This window comes from Pseudoalteromonas luteoviolacea (assembly GCF_001696455.1).
Lineage (GTDB): Bacteria > Pseudomonadota > Gammaproteobacteria > Enterobacterales > Alteromonadaceae > Pseudoalteromonas > Pseudoalteromonas luteoviolacea_C.
Genome location: NZ_MAUJ01000011.1, coordinates 78,510 through 96,829 on the forward strand (window position 1 = coordinate 78,510; position 18,320 = coordinate 96,829).

At 42.6% G+C, this 18,320-nt stretch carries 20 protein-coding genes and 1 tRNA gene; 12 read left to right on the forward strand and 9 right to left on the reverse strand.

The window, feature by feature from the left end:
- Window positions 1-137 precede the first annotated feature (137 nt).
- From A7985_RS22305 to A7985_RS22345, 9 genes are all read left to right on the forward strand, one after another.
- Entirely contained in the window at window positions 138-761 is a 624-nt protein-coding gene (locus tag A7985_RS22305) for a hypothetical protein (protein WP_065792639.1), read from the forward strand.
- A gap of 161 nt (window positions 762-922) precedes the next feature.
- Window positions 923-1,516, forward strand: a complete 594-nt coding sequence (locus A7985_RS22310; protein ID WP_065792640.1) for a DUF4402 domain-containing protein — start codon at window positions 923-925, stop codon at window positions 1,514-1,516.
- Between the two features lie 12 nt (window positions 1,517-1,528).
- Entirely contained in the window at window positions 1,529-2,026 is a 498-nt protein-coding gene (locus A7985_RS22315; RefSeq protein ID WP_065792641.1) for a DUF4402 domain-containing protein, read from the forward strand.
- Between the two features lie 6 nt (window positions 2,027-2,032).
- A complete protein-coding gene (locus A7985_RS22320) occupies window positions 2,033-2,839 on the forward strand; it encodes a fimbrial biogenesis chaperone (RefSeq protein ID WP_081310680.1) in 807 nt (268 codons plus the stop codon).
- Between the two features lie 17 nt (window positions 2,840-2,856).
- Entirely contained in the window at window positions 2,857-5,772 is a 2,916-nt protein-coding gene (locus tag A7985_RS22325; protein ID WP_141685419.1) for a SpaA isopeptide-forming pilin-related protein, read from the forward strand.
- 121 nt (window positions 5,773-5,893) lie between these two features.
- Window positions 5,894-6,484: a FlgO family outer membrane protein gene (locus A7985_RS22330; protein ID WP_065792643.1), complete on the forward strand. Its 591-nt coding sequence runs from the start codon at window positions 5,894-5,896 to the stop codon at window positions 6,482-6,484.
- A gap of 11 nt (window positions 6,485-6,495) precedes the next feature.
- Window positions 6,496-7,152 carry a FlgO family outer membrane protein gene (locus A7985_RS22335; protein WP_065792644.1) on the forward strand — a complete coding sequence of 219 codons (657 nt, stop codon included), beginning with the start codon at window positions 6,496-6,498 and terminating at the stop codon, window positions 7,150-7,152.
- Window positions 7,153-7,157: 5 nt separating this feature from the next.
- The gene (locus A7985_RS22340; protein ID WP_065792645.1) at window positions 7,158-7,799 is read left to right on the forward strand and encodes a FlgO family outer membrane protein; all 642 of its coding nucleotides are present in this window, start codon (window positions 7,158-7,160) and stop codon (window positions 7,797-7,799) included.
- Between the two features lie 202 nt (window positions 7,800-8,001).
- Window positions 8,002-8,076: transfer RNA gene (locus tag A7985_RS22345), tRNA-Arg, on the forward strand.
- A 54-nt stretch (window positions 8,077-8,130) separates the two neighbouring features.
- Here the strand turns inward: A7985_RS22345 and A7985_RS22350 are convergent.
- Complete coding sequence (locus A7985_RS22350; RefSeq protein ID WP_065792646.1) at window positions 8,131-9,321, reverse strand: flagellar assembly protein T N-terminal domain-containing protein; 1,191 nt, start codon at window positions 9,319-9,321, stop codon at window positions 8,131-8,133.
- 125 nt (window positions 9,322-9,446) lie between these two features.
- On the opposite strand from A7985_RS22350, the gene A7985_RS22355 reads away from it, so the two are divergent.
- Window positions 9,447-9,917 (forward strand): LPP20 family lipoprotein, encoded by a 471-nt coding sequence (locus A7985_RS22355; RefSeq protein ID WP_065792647.1) that lies wholly within the window; start codon window positions 9,447-9,449, stop codon window positions 9,915-9,917.
- Between the two features lie 81 nt (window positions 9,918-9,998).
- Here A7985_RS22355 and flgN read toward each other — a convergent pair whose 3' ends face one another.
- From flgN to flgA, 3 genes are all read right to left on the reverse strand, one after another.
- Window positions 9,999-10,427 carry a flagellar export chaperone FlgN gene (gene flgN, locus A7985_RS22360; protein ID WP_065792648.1) on the reverse strand — a complete coding sequence of 143 codons (429 nt, stop codon included), beginning with the start codon at window positions 10,425-10,427 and terminating at the stop codon, window positions 9,999-10,001.
- Window positions 10,420-10,743 carry a flagellar biosynthesis anti-sigma factor FlgM gene (gene flgM, locus A7985_RS22365; RefSeq protein ID WP_063377889.1) on the reverse strand — a complete coding sequence of 108 codons (324 nt, stop codon included), beginning with the start codon at window positions 10,741-10,743 and terminating at the stop codon, window positions 10,420-10,422. The genes flgN and flgM overlap by 8 nt, the downstream gene beginning before the upstream one ends.
- Window positions 10,744-10,815: 72 nt before the next feature.
- Window positions 10,816-11,523 (reverse strand): flagellar basal body P-ring formation chaperone FlgA, encoded by a 708-nt coding sequence (gene flgA / locus A7985_RS22370; protein WP_065792649.1) that lies wholly within the window; start codon window positions 11,521-11,523, stop codon window positions 10,816-10,818.
- A gap of 140 nt (window positions 11,524-11,663) precedes the next feature.
- Here flgA and A7985_RS22375 point away from each other — a divergent pair, with 140 nt between their 5' ends.
- Together A7985_RS22375 and A7985_RS22380 are read left to right on the forward strand one after the other, a co-directional pair.
- Window positions 11,664-12,596 (forward strand): chemotaxis protein CheV, encoded by a 933-nt coding sequence (locus A7985_RS22375; RefSeq protein WP_063372352.1) that lies wholly within the window; start codon window positions 11,664-11,666, stop codon window positions 12,594-12,596.
- Window positions 12,597-12,613: 17 nt separating this feature from the next.
- Window positions 12,614-13,447, forward strand: a complete 834-nt coding sequence (locus A7985_RS22380; protein WP_065792690.1) for a CheR family methyltransferase — start codon at window positions 12,614-12,616, stop codon at window positions 13,445-13,447.
- Window positions 13,448-13,492: 45 nt separating this feature from the next.
- Here A7985_RS22380 and A7985_RS22385 read toward each other — a convergent pair whose 3' ends face one another.
- From A7985_RS22385 to ettA, 5 genes are all read right to left on the reverse strand, one after another.
- Window positions 13,493-14,662 carry a glutathionylspermidine synthase family protein gene (locus tag A7985_RS22385; RefSeq protein ID WP_065792650.1) on the reverse strand — a complete coding sequence of 390 codons (1,170 nt, stop codon included), beginning with the start codon at window positions 14,660-14,662 and terminating at the stop codon, window positions 13,493-13,495.
- A gap of 58 nt (window positions 14,663-14,720) precedes the next feature.
- Window positions 14,721-15,314, reverse strand: coding sequence for a DUF1190 domain-containing protein (locus A7985_RS22390; protein ID WP_065792651.1), 594 nt, complete (start codon window positions 15,312-15,314; stop codon window positions 14,721-14,723).
- A 9-nt stretch (window positions 15,315-15,323) separates the two neighbouring features.
- Complete coding sequence (locus A7985_RS22395; protein ID WP_065792652.1) at window positions 15,324-15,728, reverse strand: DUF350 domain-containing protein; 405 nt, start codon at window positions 15,726-15,728, stop codon at window positions 15,324-15,326.
- Between the two features lie 16 nt (window positions 15,729-15,744).
- A complete protein-coding gene (locus A7985_RS22400) occupies window positions 15,745-16,107 on the reverse strand; it encodes a PilZ domain-containing protein (protein ID WP_065792653.1) in 363 nt (120 codons plus the stop codon).
- 111 nt (window positions 16,108-16,218) lie between these two features.
- Window positions 16,219-17,883 (reverse strand): energy-dependent translational throttle protein EttA, encoded by a 1,665-nt coding sequence (gene ettA / locus A7985_RS22405; RefSeq protein WP_065792654.1) that lies wholly within the window; start codon window positions 17,881-17,883, stop codon window positions 16,219-16,221.
- Window positions 17,884-18,320: the final 437 nt, after the last annotated feature.

Below are 18,320 nucleotides of genomic sequence, written 5' to 3' on the forward strand. Positions count from 1 at the left end.
TACTTTTAGATTGTTTTTTGAACAAAGAGTAAGAGTTTTATCCTTTTTTATGGACAATTAAGTCATTTTTAGTCAGTCTAAAGACCTATATTAGGACGGGAATGTCATATAAATTAATTTAGCTTGGGTCTTGCAGTATGCCTACCTCTTTGTGGCCAAAAAAATTATCGTCAGTATTGCCTCTGTTAGGGTTGTTTGGTTGCGCAAACACGGAACTATCACTTGAGGAAAAATTAGCTCAACAAGAAGCCATACATGCACACAAGAGCATGATTGCGTCTTATGATAAAAATAAAGCGAGTATTGAACGCCTTGCGCAAATGGAAGGTGATTTAAGCCAATTACTTGCAGTTTTATCCGTCGAAGCTGAAGTAACAACGGTGCAAAATCATGTTAGCCCAGTGCAGGAAACGACAGTGCATACGGCAACTGACTTTATCGAGCCGCAGTCAGGTGATTTTCAAACCGCAGCCACAACAAATATCAAAAGTGATGTGGAGGTGGTACTCCCTGACTTAGTGCTGGGTATTCATATAAAGCGAGACCATGCTTTACGCCAGGTTGAGCATATTGATAAGCGACTAAGTATGGTCAAGCAGCAATACCATCTGGTGTTTAGAACGGTGCATGCGCAATTGATTGAACCTAGTGAACAACAGCATCTTTACTATGTCACTGCGAAAGGTTTTACCTCAAAGGAGGAAGCTGAAGTGTTTTGCAAAGCAATGACAAACATCGCAAAAAGATGTACCTATTTATAAAACGTCTGTAAATTAAATGATTACTAATATGTCTTGATAAGCCGTATTGGGCCAGAGAAGGCGCTTTGGGAATTTTTTAGAGCATATGCTCTTGTTGGTTTGGCAAGATGAAGTTATTTGCGTTTTAACTTCTTCTATGGTGGTTTCTAAAGGATAACACAATGAAAAATAAAATGAGCAAAATAGCCCTTGTGACCGCTCTCACAATTTTAACGAGTGCTTCTTACGCGGGTGAGCAAAGAACATTTGAAGCTAAAGTAACGGTAAAAAATGCGTTTGAATTAGAGAAGCAATCCGATCTTTTGTTTGGCACAATCCGAGCAAGGGCTGATACCACAGGTAGTGATACTGCGACCTTAGTTATCCCTGCAGATACTGGCAAAGCTGCCAGTGTAACATCTACTAATATCAGCAATGCTGAAATTTCGATTCTAGAAGCAGGCGCACCTGCGCAGTTTAAGATTTCAGGCGTTGTCCCTTTTGCAACATTGACAATTACAGATCCAGTTGAAACGAATATTGTCCTTGCGGGCGGCAACCCTAATGCAGCAGGGTTCACTATGGACACTTTTACCTATTACATTGAAACAGGTGCTTTGAGCAAACAAGATGTAACGGGGAATAAAATACAGGTAGATGACAAAGGTGAAGCACTTTTTAATATCGGGGCGACACTTAAAACTACCACGGGTGGCACAGCTAATTATTTAGATGGTAACTACAGCGGCACATTTACTATCGAAGTCAGTTACTAGGCTGTAGTTGTTTTGAAAAGTGCCATAGAGAAATGGGCCTACCGCAAATCAGTTGCGCTAACCGCATTGGTAGCAGGGTTTTGTATTGTGCCTAGTTTCTATGGCTATACTCGTGTGCTCGTAGAGCGCCCATTAAATTTTGGCACAATCTTAATCTCGGATCATGCCCAAGTTGGCCGGGTGCAAATTCGAACCAATGGCCAAAGCACAACGAATGGACCTGTGCATTTAGTATCGGGCGCGCAAGCTGCAAGCATTGTATTGTCTTCTTTACCAGCTCAAACAAATATTGCCATTAGCACTAACATCATTACCCCGCAATTGTCACACAGCAATTTGGCTGTTTCGGGTATAAATCTAATTCATCTTGAGCATGTGGACAGGGTGTTCAGTGACTCGTTTGGTAATGCACAATTCGAAGTGGGTGGCACGATTGAGATTAAAAGTAGTCCCAATCAATATCCGGATGGTACCTATCGAGTGTGGGCAAGCATAGAAGTGAGTTACTAGTCACATATGAAGAATTCTATTGTTTTTATTGGTCTAATGGTTATTGGCCTATTGAGTAATTTGGTTCACGCCAGTTTAATGATCTCCCCAACGCGGGTTGTTTTTGACGAGCGCCAACGCACAGCGAAGGTGTTTTTGATCAATAATAGCCAAGAAGAAAAAACGTATAGATTGGGTTGGAAAGAGAAACACGCTTTGCCGACCGGTGGATATAGAGACTTAACTCCCGACGAGGTCGGGCCTTGGCGTTTGAGTCATTTGATTCGAATGACGCCAAAGCAAGTACATTTAGCACCGGGAGAAAGGCAATTAGTTAAATTGGCGCTCAGGCGTAAGCAGGGAATGGCGGTAGGGGAGTATCGTTCTCATTTATTTTTTCAGGCTCTGCCAACTGAGAAGAGTACGACTTCACAAGCTATAGGGATTAATCTGAATATGATTTTAAGTTATAGCATTCCTGTTTTGTATCGCAAAAACGCCGCACTTCCCATGGTGAAATTAAACGATGTCCAAATCATAAAAAATGAAGCCAAGAAGCAATTTATTCAGGTGAGCTTGCAACGCTTGGGGGATGCAAGCACATTCGGCAAAATTCAAGTGGACTGGAAAAGCCGTGAGGGGCAACCGTGGCAGCGTGTTTCTGTGGCAAATAATTTTGCGATTTACCCAGAGGTACAAAATGCAGTGATTGAACTAAACGTTTTAGCAGAGCACGAGTTGCAAAATACAGGTTGGCTCAGGGTGAGCTATACCGGACAGGAAGAGTACGTTGACAAGGAATTTGTAAATAAGATTATCGCGCTCAAGCCCTAGCCACCAGCGAGACAGTGTTGCGGTACTTTTATACTGTTTATGTATGCTTTGCGTTGCTTGGGTTAACAGCCGTTAAAGCAACCGAACTTCATGCTGCTTCTGCAGCATTTAAAGCTGGCGCTGTGCACTCGCAGGAGGCAAGAATTCCGATAGGTGAGGAACTGCTTTTATCCTTGTATATAAATGAAGAGTACGTTTCAGAAATTTTTGCCATTAAAACTGAGCAAGGGGCTGAACTTGAGTTGCAAAGCCTTTTTTCCAGTTTGGATTTCGCCATATCTGCGCAGCAAGCCGCTGCTTCTATTGACTATATGGGTTGGTTTATCGACCCAAAACAATCATTTTTACTTGATCTCGAGCAGCAGCAGGCCTTCGTAGCAGGGCGTGCTGAGCGTTTTGACAACACACAGTGGCGTCAACGTGGAGAGGAGGTGTATGTCGATGCAGCTTTGTTGGCATCTTGGTTTAGCCTCAAATTCATTTTCCACTATCAAGATTTAAGCGTGCAGGTAATGAGTGAACAAATGTTGCCAATCGAGCAACGGCTGGCGCGAAAAAACCGCGCTTTTTCGCAACGGGGTACTCATCCTCAACCAGTATTGCCATGGCAATCGAGCCCTTATCAAAAATGGAGTGCACCACTGCTGGACTTTCAACTCGGTCTTAAAGCAACAGGTGATGAAACGCAATTAGATTATGTCATTCAGGGGAGTCAGGACGTTGCCTATTGGGGGACCCAATACTTTGTGCGAGGCGATGAACACAACCTGATAAGCCAAAGTCGTCTGCAAGCGAGTCGAGTATATCCTGATGCAAGTTTCTGGGGGCCTTTGGAAATCACGCAACTAGAGCTAGGAGATGTGATCGGCACACATATTGGTAGAGATCACCAGTCTACCCACGCGCGGGGAGCGAGAGTAACCAATAGGCCCGTATATAAAGAGGTTGATAGCCAACAAGTCAGAATAAGTGGCAGTGTACAAGTAGGTTGGGATGTTGAGCTTTATCACAATGGTTTGATGATTGCACAGCAACTCAATATTCAGTCAGGGCTCTATGATTTTAATAACATAGAGCTGTATTTTGGGAGTAACGCATTTGAGATTTTGATGTATGGACCGCAAGGTCAGATAGTACAAGATGCGCGCTCGTATTATGTCACGGGTAACTCGGTAACCGCAGGTGAGCACTATTTTGATACATCAATTGTGGATACTGGGAGCACATTGTTGAATGATGAGCACATTAATTCAGCGAGTTCTGGTTGGAATGTGTTAACACGTTATGATTACGGGTTGAGTGAGGATGTAGCTGTTTATTCGGGCCTGCGCTATGGTTTAGAAAGTCAGCTTAACCAATATCAGATGTCGGCGGGCATCAGCTTTGATGTGTGGAATCGAGGTTTGGTGAATTTGGACATAAGCCGCGACAAGCTTGGTAATCAATTAGCTCAGCTCCTAGGAAGAACAGAGGTAAGTGGTCACTCTCTGAGTGCATCCTATAATGATCGCAAGCGCATTTTAACACCACAAAGTATATCCCAAACACACACTCAAGAGCTGTATTTGCGCGCTTCTGGCAAACTTTACAATTTTGGCTCAATGAGACTTAATTATCAAAGCACGCTTAATGTAGAGCGGTCAAATCAACAAAGCCGTTTTATGGCGACAAACTTGTTGGCCATGACAACAAGATTGGGCACATTTAGTAACCAGCTTAATTATCTTGAGTACGGTAATGATGAAGGCAAAGAGTTGTTTGGCGGCCTGCGTTGGCAGGGGCGTATGGGGCAAGCATATGGCCGTTTTAGCTTAGGCTACCAGCTTGAACCAAATCGACAGTTCACTGACTATCAACTGCAAGTCAGTCAATCTATTCAACCTGATTTAGATGTGGAACTGGCGTATTCAAAATCACTGCTAGACGATGGCTATGAGCTGGGAGTTGGGTTGAGCTGGCATAATGATAGGTTGCGTTTAACCGGAGACTTTAATTATCAGCAAAATGATGAGTGGCAAATCGGTGTCACAAGCCAGTTTAGTTTGGGCTACCCCAATACGAGAGCAGTCTTGCTGATGACCGATAAGCGTCTCGCAAGTGCTGGCACTGTGGCCGTTAAAGTATTTTTAGATCATAACAATAACGCCCTATTTGATACAGGTGATGAACTGTTGCAAGGGGTACGAATTAAATCGGTGCAAAGTTTTGGACAGGCACATACCGATAGTAATGGAATTGCGTTACTCACCAATATGCCACTAGAACGTAAAACAGACATTCATTTAGACATAGACTCCTTACCTGACCCCTTTTTTATTCCAGCCCATGATGGACGCTCTGTAACACCACGTCGAGGATTCATTACATACTTGGAATACCCTGTTGTACATGCTGGGGAGTTAGAGGGAGTCGCGTATAAAAAACACCATGATGGCAGTAACTCGCCCTTGCCATACGTGACCATAGAGCTGGTGGATGGAAAGAACAATGTAGTTGCTGAGTCAAAATCAGCATTTGATGGCTACTATGTATTTAGTAATATTCGCCCGGGTCGATACGAAGCACGCGTAAAGAAAGCATTAGATGATGAGTTTATGCAAAGACGCAAGGTGGAAGTGGAGCTGTCAAACGAAGGTGATGTGCTGCTTGACGTTGATCTAACCGTTGAGCAGCTAGAACAGCACAAGCATGTTATTGCCAGCGGAGGACGGTTTGGCTCCCTCTCAATCTTAAAAACTTATGCCTTGATGCTGACTCGAAAGTCACCTAGGTTGTTTCAATCAAAGCCGTTTTATGTATATGACAGGCACCGTCAAGATTACTTGCTGGGCTTTTCAGTATATGCGCACATTGAAGAGGCGGCAAAAGCTTGCCTGAAATTCACACATAAAAAAATAAAATGCGAAGTAAAGGAAATGACACTCGATCATTAATACGACTTAGAGGTAACACCTACCAATAACTCGGGCCATCAGGCATTAAAACAGGCGTTGTTGTATCCCAACTTGGTTCGATTTTTGCATTTCCTGATTTATTGAATGAGAGGTGCAGAATATGCGTATTTTATTATTGGTGTTGGTTGGCTTGATCTCCGGGTGTAGCTCTAGTTTGTTAATGAACCAAAATAACCAATCTACAGCAAAAAATACACCACCCACGCGTACTGTGCATAGTTATGTGGGTGAGTTAGCTAGTCAGTTAAGTCAGTACAGCAAACCTTTGAAACCGGGGGCATCCGTTGCGGTAACGAGCTTTTATAAAGACAGCAAGCTTGGTATGGACACCGTACACAGCCAAGGTGAAGGGCTGAGTAATCAAGTTCAAGAGAGTTTCATTACCTACATGACTCAGATGGGCTTGCAGGTTGTCGAATTTCGTATGCAAAAAGCTATAAGTTTGTCGGATGATGCCGATAACATACTTAGCCGTGATATAGATAAGCTGAAAGAGCGCCATAAATTTGACTTGGTGTTAACGGGCACTGTCAGTGAAAGCTTCAATTCTTATACGATACATGCACGTTTGATTGATATGGTGAACAATAAAACCATGTCAGCAGCGTCTATAAGCTTGCCTAAAGCCACTTTGTGGGGAGAAGAGCAGGTGCAAATGCGTGATGGCTTACTTCATCGCGGCCAATATTGACGGAGAAAAATATGAAACAGTACGCATTCGGGCTTATTTTACCGCTTTTGTTTGGTTGCACACTTACCGAAGATGACCGCAGTAACCGCAATGCCATTGTGGTAGAGAAAAACGCTTTTGCGACGCCCGAGAGTCAATTTCAAGCGCACCCCAGTGGTATGCACGGTATGACAGTTTCACAGCAAATGGCGAGTCGTAATGTCACGCACTATGTGCAAAACTTAATGCAGGATATGGTTGGTAACTTGCGTTATGTGAATGATCGTACGCCCATCGCAGTGGCTACTTTTGTATTTCTAGACGAAGATTACAATTATGGTTCTTTGCTTGGCAATCAGCTTTCGGAAAGTTTCATCCATGAGCTGCATAACTTTGGTGTGCCGGTTGTTGATTTTAAAACGACGGACTTTATGCGTGTCACCAAAGAAGGCGACTTCATCTTTAGTCGAGACTTCTTAGAGCTATCTGATGAGCATACTTTTAACTATGTTCTTGCAGGCACATTAGCTAACCATCAGGGCGGCGTATTAATAAATGCACGTATTGTTGGTGTTAAAAGTAAAGCTGTAGTTGGAACCGCTCAAGGCTTTCTACCGCAAGCTGTTGTTAATGCGCTTAGAGATGGTATCGGCCACGATGGTATTCGGTTAGAGCGAGCAAGTAGGTAATCATTATGAAACGACATGGCTTATTCTTGAGTTGTCTTGCTGTGCTAAGTGGCTGTGAGTCGTCTTCACACACGCAAATCGTGCCGAAGCAGCAAGTTGAGTCCAGTGCTACGCAACAAGCACGGCAATTAACGCAGCTTTCCCGTGAATTAGATAGTGCAGCCGATATTGAATATAAAGACCTTGGGTTTATCAGTTACACACATAATAAGCAAATTTCAAGCTATGCTGGGCAAATAGCATTGGAGCTCTCTGACTCTTTGTCTGGTGTCTCTCCTAGTGCGGTTGCGATTACAAGCTTTGTTAGCTTTGACAATAGTTTACGTCGCAGTAACCAGCTTGGTAATCAGCTGGCTGAATCCATGATCCATCAGTTCCAAAAAATGGGCTATCCTGCATTGGATTTTAAGTCTCACCGCGGCATTGCTGTAACCGCCAATGGTGATTTTATTTTGTCGAGAAATGCCAAACAATTACCTAAAAAGCCAGCGCCTAGCCATGTTTTAACCGGTACCATGATTTACCGAGACAGAGGCGTTGAGGTAAATACGCGTCTATTAGACTTCGATAATCGACTGGTCGTCGCGAGCAGTAATGTCATGATCCCCTATTTTATTCTTGGACCTCACGCAACCACTACATACTGATACTGTGATGGCATTTATTGATGGTAGTGAATAAATGCCAGCCTCCGGCTTACGCCAAACGTTATACGAAAATTAAAATGACTTGGTGGCTTCAGCATATGTTGGCAGGCGGTGATATCGTCATCCAAGGCATACGTGAAATATGCTTGTGTTTTAGTATCTTAAGCTGTTATATATAATAAAAGATAAGGCGATTCAGCTAGTCTCCGTAGTTTAATGGATAAAACGGGGCCCTCCTAAGGCTTTGATGTAGGTTCGATTCCTACCGGGGACGCCAGTTCAAAGTGTTTCATCATCTCTGTCTCATGCTGATGTACAAGCAGCATTTCAATTACAAGGCAAAGTCTTCTGGTGGGGTAATAATTAATTCGACGATGTCGTTAACTTGAATGTTGTTCATCGGCCTGCTTTGTATATTTTGCGCAATGGCATTTTGCGCGTTGACCTGCGTCACTTTAACGCGGTTTATGGTTTGAATACTGCGCGAGAAAAACTGGTTTCTTTCTCCTGCCACGTCACTGCGATGTGCCACACTCAGGACTTGTCCTTCTTTAATACCATGTGCTCTGCCAAGGTTTATCACCAGCTGATCTTGGTCTTTGTGGAGAATTTTTCCTTTGGTGGGCATACATGCAAAAGCTTGGTCTAAATCTTGAGCTAGGCTATTAAACACGCTTTGAATACGCTTGCCATAGTCGGTATGCCAAAAGGTGTCACTGTAAACATCGATGATTTTGGTTTTCTCGAACGGCCAAATACCTGTCACGCTGTAGTGTTGTTGCCATACTTTGTCTTTGGTGAGGGCATCAAACGCAACAAAATCGATTTTAAAGCTGCGCACATACTCGTCATCTTGCCAGAATGCATAGTCGCTGTTGAGTTGTTGTGTACTCGCTAAATCAGTGATTTGACTAAGCAAAACGTACTGGCTGTTGCTTGTTGCCGTTAAGCTTTCAATAAGCTGCTTGTCATAGTCGAAGTTTTGCGAAAAAAATGCTCTGACATTGAGGCTTTTATCAATAAACGGTATGGGCTTAACCGTCATATTTCTTTGCATCAGCGTTTGATATAACCTTTCACTTGAAGATTTATGAATGTCAAAAATTTGACCTAAGCGAGCTTGATGAGGTTGAATAAGCTGACTCTGAGTAACCGTAATTTGTTTACTAAACGACTCTTCAGGGCACTTTTGTTGCTTTGGAAAAATATCCAAATGCAGAGTCACACTCATAACCCCGTCTTTGGTATTTTCTGAGACAAGGTTAATCTCTTGGATCTCTCCATGGCTTTTTATTTTGATATGGTCTTGTGCCAATACGCCGTCAGCTAAGGTCTGCACGCTAGAGACCGTCGCGCCTGAGAATATCAAAGCTTGCGTTATGGCATCTTGCACAGCCTCTTGTCTGGCAGCTGCTCTGTCAGAAGTGTAGGCATTTGCATAACCTGTAACTTCAAACCACTCAGCTTTGCATGGAAGGCTAAGGGCACCTGTAACAAGTGCTAGACAACTTAATTTGTTCATTGAGCAATTACACCATATAAAAATCTATCTAACCCCAATAACGCAAGTCTTATGCCAATAGTATTGGCTCAATTTGTGCATATGCTTTATTAGACATAAATTAGTTTTTTAGGAGTCGATAGCAAATGCGAAAGTTTTATCAAATCGGCAAAGTACTTGCTGCAAGTTTTGTGCTTGGTCTCTCTGGGTGTAGTTCTATTATCGACAAACATGTAGAGTATAGCTATGTGCAGCCCGATAGCTATCCTGTTCTGAAAGCAATTGGTTATGCCCCTCTTGATGCTCAGCCAGGCACCACAGACAGTGAAAAAATGCTGATGGCTATTAAGGTCTCCAAACTAGAAGCATATCGCGAACTTGCTGAGCAGGTGTATGGTCACCAGCTCAATGCATCGACAACCGTAAGAGGTGTTATCGCCCAAAATGATGGTTTGAGAAGCCAAGTGCAAGGTGTGATCCGTGGAGCACGGGTATTAAAATCATACGCAGTTGGGGACATTTATACGACGGAGCTAGAGTTGGATATGAAGACTGTTTATGATCTTTATATAGGTCAAGTTAAGCCTAAGAAAATCCAAAGAGTGACGTACTATTAATTTGGTCGGAGATGACCAAAAACTAAAGCACGCTCTATTGATGCGTGCTTTAGCTGTATACTTGTTCAATTGCTTTCGATATTAAGCTTTTAAGTTTTTCACAAGTTCACCGACATTTTCCACAACACTTCCTTCCTCTGTGTACGTTGTTGAAGTTGGCGTACCAATAAGAATTTCTTTCAATTCTCTGACTGTCATATTAGCCAAGTGCGCGGCTTTGGCGTTAACTTCATTTTGGTTTTTACACTTGTACAACAGGTCGTTTATCTCTTGTGTAAGCGGAACTACATCTGGGTCTTTAAATAATTCTGCCGGGAATGAAGACAAACTTTTATCAGTTTTTTGAATCGTATTAAGGTAGGTAATTTTTTGCCGAGCTATCTCTTTTAAGCCATCACCGTTTCTTGAGCTGAGCACGGTTAACTCCTCGTCAAGAAGCTGGGTCAAAGCTTCTAATGAGGAGATCTGAGCGTTTAGTTGCTGTATACACAGCTCAATTGTCTTATCCATATAAATCGAATTCGAATGCGGCTATATTTTTGGCTAACTTTTCTGCATCTACTTGATATTTGCCCTCAGCAATGGCTTTTTTCAGTTCTTCGACCTTTTTGCTATCGAATGCTGGTGCTTGCTGTGCTTTTTCTTGCAACCCTTTAAGTTGCTGAGCTTGAGGCGTCAAGCTAACAGAGTCTGCCGCGGCTTTCTGCTGGGCAGCAGGTTTTGTTGCAGGATTATTTGCATCATTTCTTTGCAATTCAGCACGTTGTTGCTTAACATTATTAGCAACATTGTTCGGCTGATTTTGACCGTTAATGTTATTAACCATGATTCTGACCCGTTAAAAAAAGTTGATTCAGTCTTTATATCGACCGTTCCTTTATTTACTTTAGCAAAAATTTTAAATATTGACCGCTACGGAATCAACATCTTTTACTCGTGCGCGTATAGTTTTTCCAGATTTTGTATTTTTAACTCTGATCTGTTCACCTAAGTTGCCGTCTTGCAAGGCTATCCCTTGTGTTTTTATGGCAAAATGTTCATTGCCCGCCAAAATTATAACAGTATCTCCCTTACAGACCATGCAAATGTGTCTCATACTAATCGCTTTATCTGCTTGGATGCGACGCTTTGTCTTGCTGCCAATCAACATTGAAATATCATCAATACTGGAAGCTCGAACAAAGTGTTTGGGTCGCATTGCGATTTTGAGATCTTCCGCCTGTAGGACCACGCCTTTATCCAGCTGCTGTGAACTGACAATAACCGGAAATAATACCTCAATTTTTACGTGTACAAATTGTACCCATTTTTCTCTGCTATCACAACGGACTTGCACTGTAACTTGCCGAGTAAATGGGGGCCTCGTCTTGCTTGAAACCTTTAAAGGGGATAAACACGCCCTGTTAGGTAAGCGCGAGTCCAAAGGGAGTGCACTGATATTCGTTTCTCCTTTAGACTCTTGAATTGCATGTTTTTCTACATACTTTATTGCGAGTTCCTGAATTTGCTCTGACTCATAGGTCTGAGCATAAGCGGATGACATGGCTAAAAAATATGCCAAAATAAGAAAGAATTGAACTGCAACTGTATTTTTTAACAAACTCATGATGTTTCGACTATGCTTATGGGGTGAAACAAGGTATAAAGATTTTGCGTGAATTGCTTCACCGCTTCAAGGGCAACTTTGAATGCTAATAAACAAGCAAACATTGTTCCGATAAGCTGTATTTTGAGTAGGAGAATGAAATGGCAGGTATTTTAGACTCAGTTAACCAACGAACTCAGTTGGTGGGTCAAAACCGACTTGAACTATTACTCTTTCGTTTGAAGGGTCGCCAACGCTTCGGGATCAATGTTTTTAAAGTAAGAGAAGTACTCCAGTGTCCACCTCTAACGGCTATGCCAAAATCTAATTCGTATGTTAGGGGCGTAGCACACATTCGTGGACAGACTATCTCTGTTATAGATATGTCTTTGGCTGTCGGTGGGCCGCCAATCGAGGATATCAAAAACTGCTTTGTCATCATCGCTGAATACAACCGTTCAGTTCAGGGCTTTTTGGTTGGCGCTGTAGAGCGAATTGTGAATATGAATTGGGAGCGCATTATGCCTCCACCTTCTGGCGCTGGTCGCTACTCATATGTAACTGCCGTGACGGAAATTGAAGAAGAATTAGTCGAAATTCTTGATGTCGAAAAAATCTTAAATGAGATTTGTCCAATAAACACAGAAGTAAGTGAAGACATCGTTGCTGATGGCGAGATGCAAAAAGATCTTGGTGAGCGCATCGTCTTTATTGCTGATGATTCTGCTGTGGCAAGAAACCAAGTTAAACGAGCGCTTGAACCGCTCGGGGTCCAAACTGAGTTGGCTAAAAATGGTAAAGAAGCGCTTATACGCTTAAAAGAGATCGCAGAAGTAGACTGTCAAAATGACATCACTGAACGTGTTGGTCTGTTAATTTCTGACGTTGAAATGCCTGAAATGGATGGGTATACATTAACGGCAGAAATTAAAGCGGATCCAAAATTAGCACCTTTACATGTTATATTACATACTTCTCTCAGTGGTGTGTTTAATCAGGCTATGATCGAAAAGGTCGGTGCAGACGACTTTATCGCTAAATTTAACCCTGATGAACTGGCGTCGGCTGTGAAGAAATGGGTTCATTGTGATTGATAAGTGGCGGTATAACTTTGGAAAATAAACATCTTGAGCAAAGCGAGTACGATCAATTTCGCACGTTTTTAGAGCAGCAGTGTGGAATAGTGCTTGGTGATAACAAGCTATATTTGGTGAAGAGTCGGCTTGCGCCTTTGATGTCTCGATTCAATGTAGATTCTCTTTCGTCATTGGTGAGCAAAACTCTGAGTCCGCATGAACGCCAGCTACGAGCTGCCGTTGTGGATGCGATGACAACCAATGAAACATTATGGTTTCGTGACCAATATCCGTTTGAATTACTGAAAAAGAAAATTTACCCTGAATTTAAAGACTTGCGTCGACCTGTTAAAATTTGGTCTGCAGCAAGCTCTTCGGGTCAAGAGCCTTATTCAATTGCAATGTCGACAAGTGAATACCAGTCTCAAAACCCAGGTGCACTAAAAATGGGCGCTCAGGTTGTAGGCACTGATATTTCCAACACGATGCTTGATATGTGTAAGAATGCTGAATATGACGCATTAGCCCTAGCACGAGGCTTGTCGCCAGAAAGGCGCAAAAAATTCTTTATGGATAGTGGCAATGGCATGGCGAAAGTGGTTGACCCTATTCGCAAAATGGTAAATTTTAGACACTTAAATTTGCTGGATTCATATGCATTACTGGGTAAGTTTGATGTGATTTTTTGTCGCAATGTGCTTATCTATTTTTCACCAGAAGTGAAAGCAAAGATAATTTCTCAGTTTGCCCAAGCGCTCAATCCGAATGGGTATCTGTTCTTAGGTGCATCTGAGTCTATGGCTGGTTTGAGTAATGATTTTGAAATGCTGAGATGTAATCCCGGCATTATTTATCAGAAGAAATCGTAACAAGAAAAAAGCAGCCAATGAGCTGCTTTTTTTATGCATTACGAGCTAGCCCAAAACAACGTGCGGGATAAAACGGCTTAAATCTTGTGTTATTAAGCTCGTGTCTGCTCTTAACCCTATACCTGCAGGCTCGTCTCCGACTACCCAACTGCCTATAACTACATGCTCGTCACCAAATTTGGGTAGTGGGCTGTAGGTTTGGTAGATGAACCCTTCTTCTCCGTAGTTTCCAGAGGATTGCGCAATCACTTTGCCATTTTTGCATATTTCAATGTTGGCACCTTCACGAGAAAAAATCGGCTTTTTTACAACCCCTAGATGCGTTGGTAAAAGGTGCTTTTTATCTGCAAAAAATGCTGGCAATAAATTGGGATGGTTTGGAAAGTACTGCCACAATAGCGGGAGTATGGCTTTATTTGACAATAAGGCTTTCCAAGAAGGTTCCAACCAAGCTGTTTTGCTGTGTAGGAGGGCACTTGAATACGCATCTTCAAACATGAATTCCCATGGATATAATTTAAAACACCAATTAATTAAAGTATCTTCTAAGTCGGTAAATTGACGCTTTTCATCAACCCCGATATCTTCGATATAAACAAACTGACTTCGGATACCAGCTTCAATGGCACAGCTTTTTAAATAGTCTACGGTTCCCTTATCTTCATCTGTGCCTTTACAGCAACTAAAATGCAAGCGCTTGGAGCGGTTCAGTTTGTGCAAATGTCTAAAACGATCAATGAGCTGCTCTTGTAGGCTGTTGAATTGATCCGATTGTCTGGGTAGCAACCCAGCTGAGACTTGTTGCTCAAGCCATATCCATTGCCAGTATGCCGACTCGAATAAAGAGGTGGGCGTATCGTAATTGGCCTCCAGTAGTTTTGCGTTGTGATTACCGTCATAACAAAGATCAAAACGGCCGTACAGATGAGGGTCCCGTCTTAGCCAAGAACGTCTGATCATATGCCAAAATGGCTCGGGGATAGCAAAACGCTGCATTAACTCATCGTCATCACACACCTTGTCGACAATGTGCAGTAACATTTGATGCAGTTCAGCAGTTGGCGCTTCTATGCCTTGCTCTATTTGCCTGAGTGAAAACTGATAGTAGGCCTGTTCATCCCAGTAGGGCTCTCCATGCATAGTGTGAAATTTAAACCCGATTGCTTGAGCTTGCGCTCGCCAGTTTGAGCGTTCCTGAATGGGGACTTTTATCATTATGGTTATGCCGCTGGTTACGGTGTTTGTTTATGTAAGATATGAAATCAAGAAGGGGCTAACCACCCCAACTGCGACTGGTGGCACTACGACCGAAGCCGCCTCGGCTTTTGGTCTTTGTGACGACTTTGTTAGATTTAGCCCGGTAATTAATGGCCGAAGAGCTTACCATAGTTGTTCCAGTGGCGCTTGTGCTGGCAACGACGGTATTTTGAGCATTGCGATACTTAAAGTAGTCATCTTTACTTCGATATAAAGGCTTTGCACCCGAATAGTATTTGCCGCTCAAGAATGCCGCTTTCTTTCGCTTGCGTTTTTTCATGGCATCAAGGCCTTCATCAACGGCCTCAGCTAGAGCTGCTACCATAAAGCCGGCCATTAATGGCCGCCATATTCCGCCATTGTTATCGCACTGCTCGTAACCGAAATCGCTTTCACACAGCTGTTCTGTTGCGTATTTTGGCGCTTCTGAGAGATGCCTGTTTTGCGCTTGCTCAAACTGAAACTCACAGGCGTCTTCTTCAATACCAAAAGAAGTACACTCATCAACATTTTTAAACAGTAGTGCCGACTCATCACTGTCACCACAACCGACAAGACCAGCACCAGCGCCCATCATTAAGGTCAGTTTGATATGCTTGCTGCGTTTCATATTGACTCCTTAATATGTCATGCAGGCAGCATTTAGGATTCCTGTTGCCAGAGATGCGCCACCTAAAAACAGACCCGCACTAATGTGGTTGTTTTCAATCTTTTGTGAAAGTAACGGCATGTATAAACGTACTAAAAAGAATGTAACTAACTGCATTACGCCTGCTATCACGCCCCACAATGCAAAATCAATCAAAGATACAGCGTTGACCGCAGCACTGGCGACAGGGAGTGTAAACCCGATTAACGTACCACAAAAAGCGGCAGCTGCTGCTGGATTATTATCTTTGACTAACCGCCACTCACAATGGGGGGTAATTTTAGTGTAGACAAATAAAAAGGTTAGAATGAGTAAGTAACCCAGGGCGAAATAGGCAATAAAAGGAATAAATCCTTGTAAAGATTCCAATAACATCGAGCTTCCTTTTTCATTATTCGTGTAGTGTTAAATTTTCTAATTCGCGGTGGAGTATATCATCATCACCAATGTTTAATTCAATTAATCGTTTTAAGTGCGTTACGCTGTCTAGATCGATTTGCGCACAGTGCAGGCCAAGGTGAGCTTCTTCGATATGTCGTATTTCCACTTCCATACAAATTTCTACATCGCTTCCGGGCAAATTGAATTTCAGACTCGCGGGTTGTCCTTGAAGCGGGGTTAATCCAATAGGCATAGTGATCAATGCACCATTTAATGACAAGTCAATAATTTCGCAATTATAGTCCCCGGTTGTCGTCATTAATGAGGCTTGATTTGAAAATAGGACTCGGGAAAATTTTCTGCGTTCTTTCATAAGGGGGTCTCGTCATTTCGTTATCTAAAGTTTAGTCATTTTTTTGCAGACTAACCAGATATAAAAAAGCCCTGAACTCGTTCAGGGCTTCACATTCAGCTTGGCATTAAATTAACCAATCTTTTTGTATTTGATACGCTTAGGTTCAGCCGCTTCTGCACCATACGTTTTCTTCAGCCATTCTTCATACTCAGTATAGTTACCATCGAAGAAGTTAATTTGACCTTCGTCACGGTAATCCAAGATATGCGTAGCAATACGGTCAAGGAACCAACGGTCGTGCGAAATACACATTACACAACCAGGGAACTCTAAAATAGCATTCTCCAGCGCGCGTAATGTTTCTACATCTAGGTCATTGGTCGGCTCATCCAGTAGGATAACATTACCACCAGCTTTAAGTAGTTTCGCTAAGTGCAGTCGATTGCGCTCACCACCTGATAGCTCTTTGACAAACTTTTGCTGGTCATTGCCTTTGAAGTTAAAGCGTCCAACATAAGCTCGGCTTGGAATTTCAAAGTTACCAATTTTAAGATTGTCTTGTCCGTCAGAAATTTCTTGGAAAACGGTATTACTGTCATCCATATTGTCACGGAATTGTTCAACAGTTGCCAGTTCTACTGTTTCACCTACTTTAATCTCACCACTATCAGGCTGCTCTTCGCCACTCAGCATTTTAAATAAGGTTGACTTACCAGCACCGTTGGCACCGATAATGCCAACAATCGCGCCTTTGGGCATCGAGAAGCTCAAGTCGTCTATTAGTACGCGATCGCCAAACCCTTTCTTAAGGTTGCTTACTTCAATGACCTGATCGCCTAAACGAGGACCCGGTGGAATGAATAGTTCGTTGGTCTCATTACGCTTTTGATAATCAGACTGTTGAAGCTCAGTAAACTGTGCCATACGTGCTTTTGATTTAGCTTGGCGGCCTTTTGGATTGGAGCGGACCCATTCAAGTTCTTTCTCAATCGACTTCTGGCGTGCTTTTTCTGATTTCTCTTCTTGCTTAAGACGCGCGTCTTTTTGTTCTAACCAAGATGTGTAGTTGCCTTCCCAAGGAATACCATGTCCTCGGTCAAGTTCTAATATCCAACCTGCTACATTATCTAAGAAGTATCGGTCGTGGGTAATAGCAACGACGGTCCCTTCATAATCATGTAGGAATCGTTCTAACCAAGCCACAGATTCAGCATCTAAGTGGTTGGTTGGTTCATCCAGTAGTAACATATCTGGTTTTTCAAGCAGTAAGCGGCATATGGCGACACGGCGTCTTTCACCACCCGATAGATGCTCAATTTTAGCATCCCACTCTGGCAAGCGTAGTGCATCAGCAGCACGTTCTAGTGCATTATCTAAGTTGTGACCATCATGCGCCTGAATAATCGCTTCCAGTTCACCTTGTTCTTTGGCTAAAGCGTCAAAGTCTGCACCATCCATTGCGTATTCTGCATACACCTCATCCAGACGAGTCAGCGCCGTTTTTACTTCGCTTACCGCTTCTTCGATGGTTTCACGCACCGTTTTGCTTTCGTCCAGTACTGGTTCTTGAGGCAAGTAGCCGATTTTAGTACCAGGTTGAGGGCGAGCCTCACCTTCAAACTCTGTGTCTACACCAGCCATAATGCGCAGCAGGGTAGACTTACCTGCGCCATTTAAACCCAGCACGCCTATTTTTGCGCCTGGGAAAAAGCACAGAGAGATATCTTTAAGAATTGTACGCTTAGGTGGAACAACTTTGCTCACCCGCGACATTGTATAAATATATTGAGCCATCTATATAGTCCAACTAATTTTTTGATTTCCGCTATTGTAGTTACAACTTAATAAGCATTCAACGTGGCGAAAGAGATATCGTGATACGGATTTGCTAATTTCATGAGTATGAATGTACACGATTTATACGGTCTTCGTCCCTTTATTGGAAAGGGATGTGGCGAAAATTAGAATGGTGTTGTATTGATTTGTAACTAATACACTTAAAGGAGGAATTTTTATTCCAACTCCTTATTTTTCTTAGCTCATTGTTCTTAGGGCATTTTTGACCTGTTTTAATCCCAGAAAAACGGTATTATTTACCTATGCTCGGCAAAGCTACGAAGTAAAGTTGTTACATTTTATAGAATGAACTCTTCCACAAATTTATTTACAAAACGAAGGGGGCAGTTGTTAACCGCCTCGTTAATCAATGTACCTTTAATAATTAAACACCT

Excerpts from the sequence above, each read along its gene's own strand:
- A7985_RS22305 (WP_065792639.1), top strand. The coding sequence starts at position 138 with ATGCCTACCTCTTTGTGGCCAAAAAAATTATCGTCAGTATTGCCTCTG.
- A7985_RS22310 (WP_065792640.1), top strand. The coding sequence starts at position 923 with ATGAAAAATAAAATGAGCAAAATAGCCCTTGTGACCGCTCTCACAATT.
- A7985_RS22320 (WP_081310680.1), top strand. The coding sequence starts at position 2,033 with ATGAAGAATTCTATTGTTTTTATTGGTCTAATGGTTATTGGCCTATTG.
- A7985_RS22330 (WP_065792643.1), top strand. The coding sequence starts at position 5,894 with ATGCGTATTTTATTATTGGTGTTGGTTGGCTTGATCTCCGGGTGTAGC.
- A7985_RS22335 (WP_065792644.1), top strand. The coding sequence starts at position 6,496 with ATGAAACAGTACGCATTCGGGCTTATTTTACCGCTTTTGTTTGGTTGC.
- A7985_RS22340 (WP_065792645.1), top strand. The coding sequence starts at position 7,158 with ATGAAACGACATGGCTTATTCTTGAGTTGTCTTGCTGTGCTAAGTGGC.
- A7985_RS22350 (WP_065792646.1), bottom strand. The coding sequence starts at position 9,321 with ATGAACAAATTAAGTTGTCTAGCACTTGTTACAGGTGCCCTTAGCCTT.
- A7985_RS22355 (WP_065792647.1), top strand. The coding sequence starts at position 9,447 with ATGCGAAAGTTTTATCAAATCGGCAAAGTACTTGCTGCAAGTTTTGTG.
- flgN (WP_065792648.1), bottom strand. The coding sequence starts at position 10,427 with ATGGATAAGACAATTGAGCTGTGTATACAGCAACTAAACGCTCAGATC.
- flgM (WP_063377889.1), bottom strand. The coding sequence starts at position 10,743 with ATGGTTAATAACATTAACGGTCAAAATCAGCCGAACAATGTTGCTAAT.
- flgA (WP_065792649.1), bottom strand. The coding sequence starts at position 11,523 with ATGAGTTTGTTAAAAAATACAGTTGCAGTTCAATTCTTTCTTATTTTG.
- A7985_RS22375 (WP_063372352.1), top strand. The coding sequence starts at position 11,664 with ATGGCAGGTATTTTAGACTCAGTTAACCAACGAACTCAGTTGGTGGGT.
- A7985_RS22385 (WP_065792650.1), bottom strand. The coding sequence starts at position 14,662 with ATGATAAAAGTCCCCATTCAGGAACGCTCAAACTGGCGAGCGCAAGCT.
- A7985_RS22390 (WP_065792651.1), bottom strand. The coding sequence starts at position 15,314 with ATGAAACGCAGCAAGCATATCAAACTGACCTTAATGATGGGCGCTGGT.
- A7985_RS22395 (WP_065792652.1), bottom strand. The coding sequence starts at position 15,728 with ATGTTATTGGAATCTTTACAAGGATTTATTCCTTTTATTGCCTATTTC.
- A7985_RS22400 (WP_065792653.1), bottom strand. The coding sequence starts at position 16,107 with ATGAAAGAACGCAGAAAATTTTCCCGAGTCCTATTTTCAAATCAAGCC.
- ettA (WP_065792654.1), bottom strand. The coding sequence starts at position 17,883 with ATGGCTCAATATATTTATACAATGTCGCGGGTGAGCAAAGTTGTTCCA.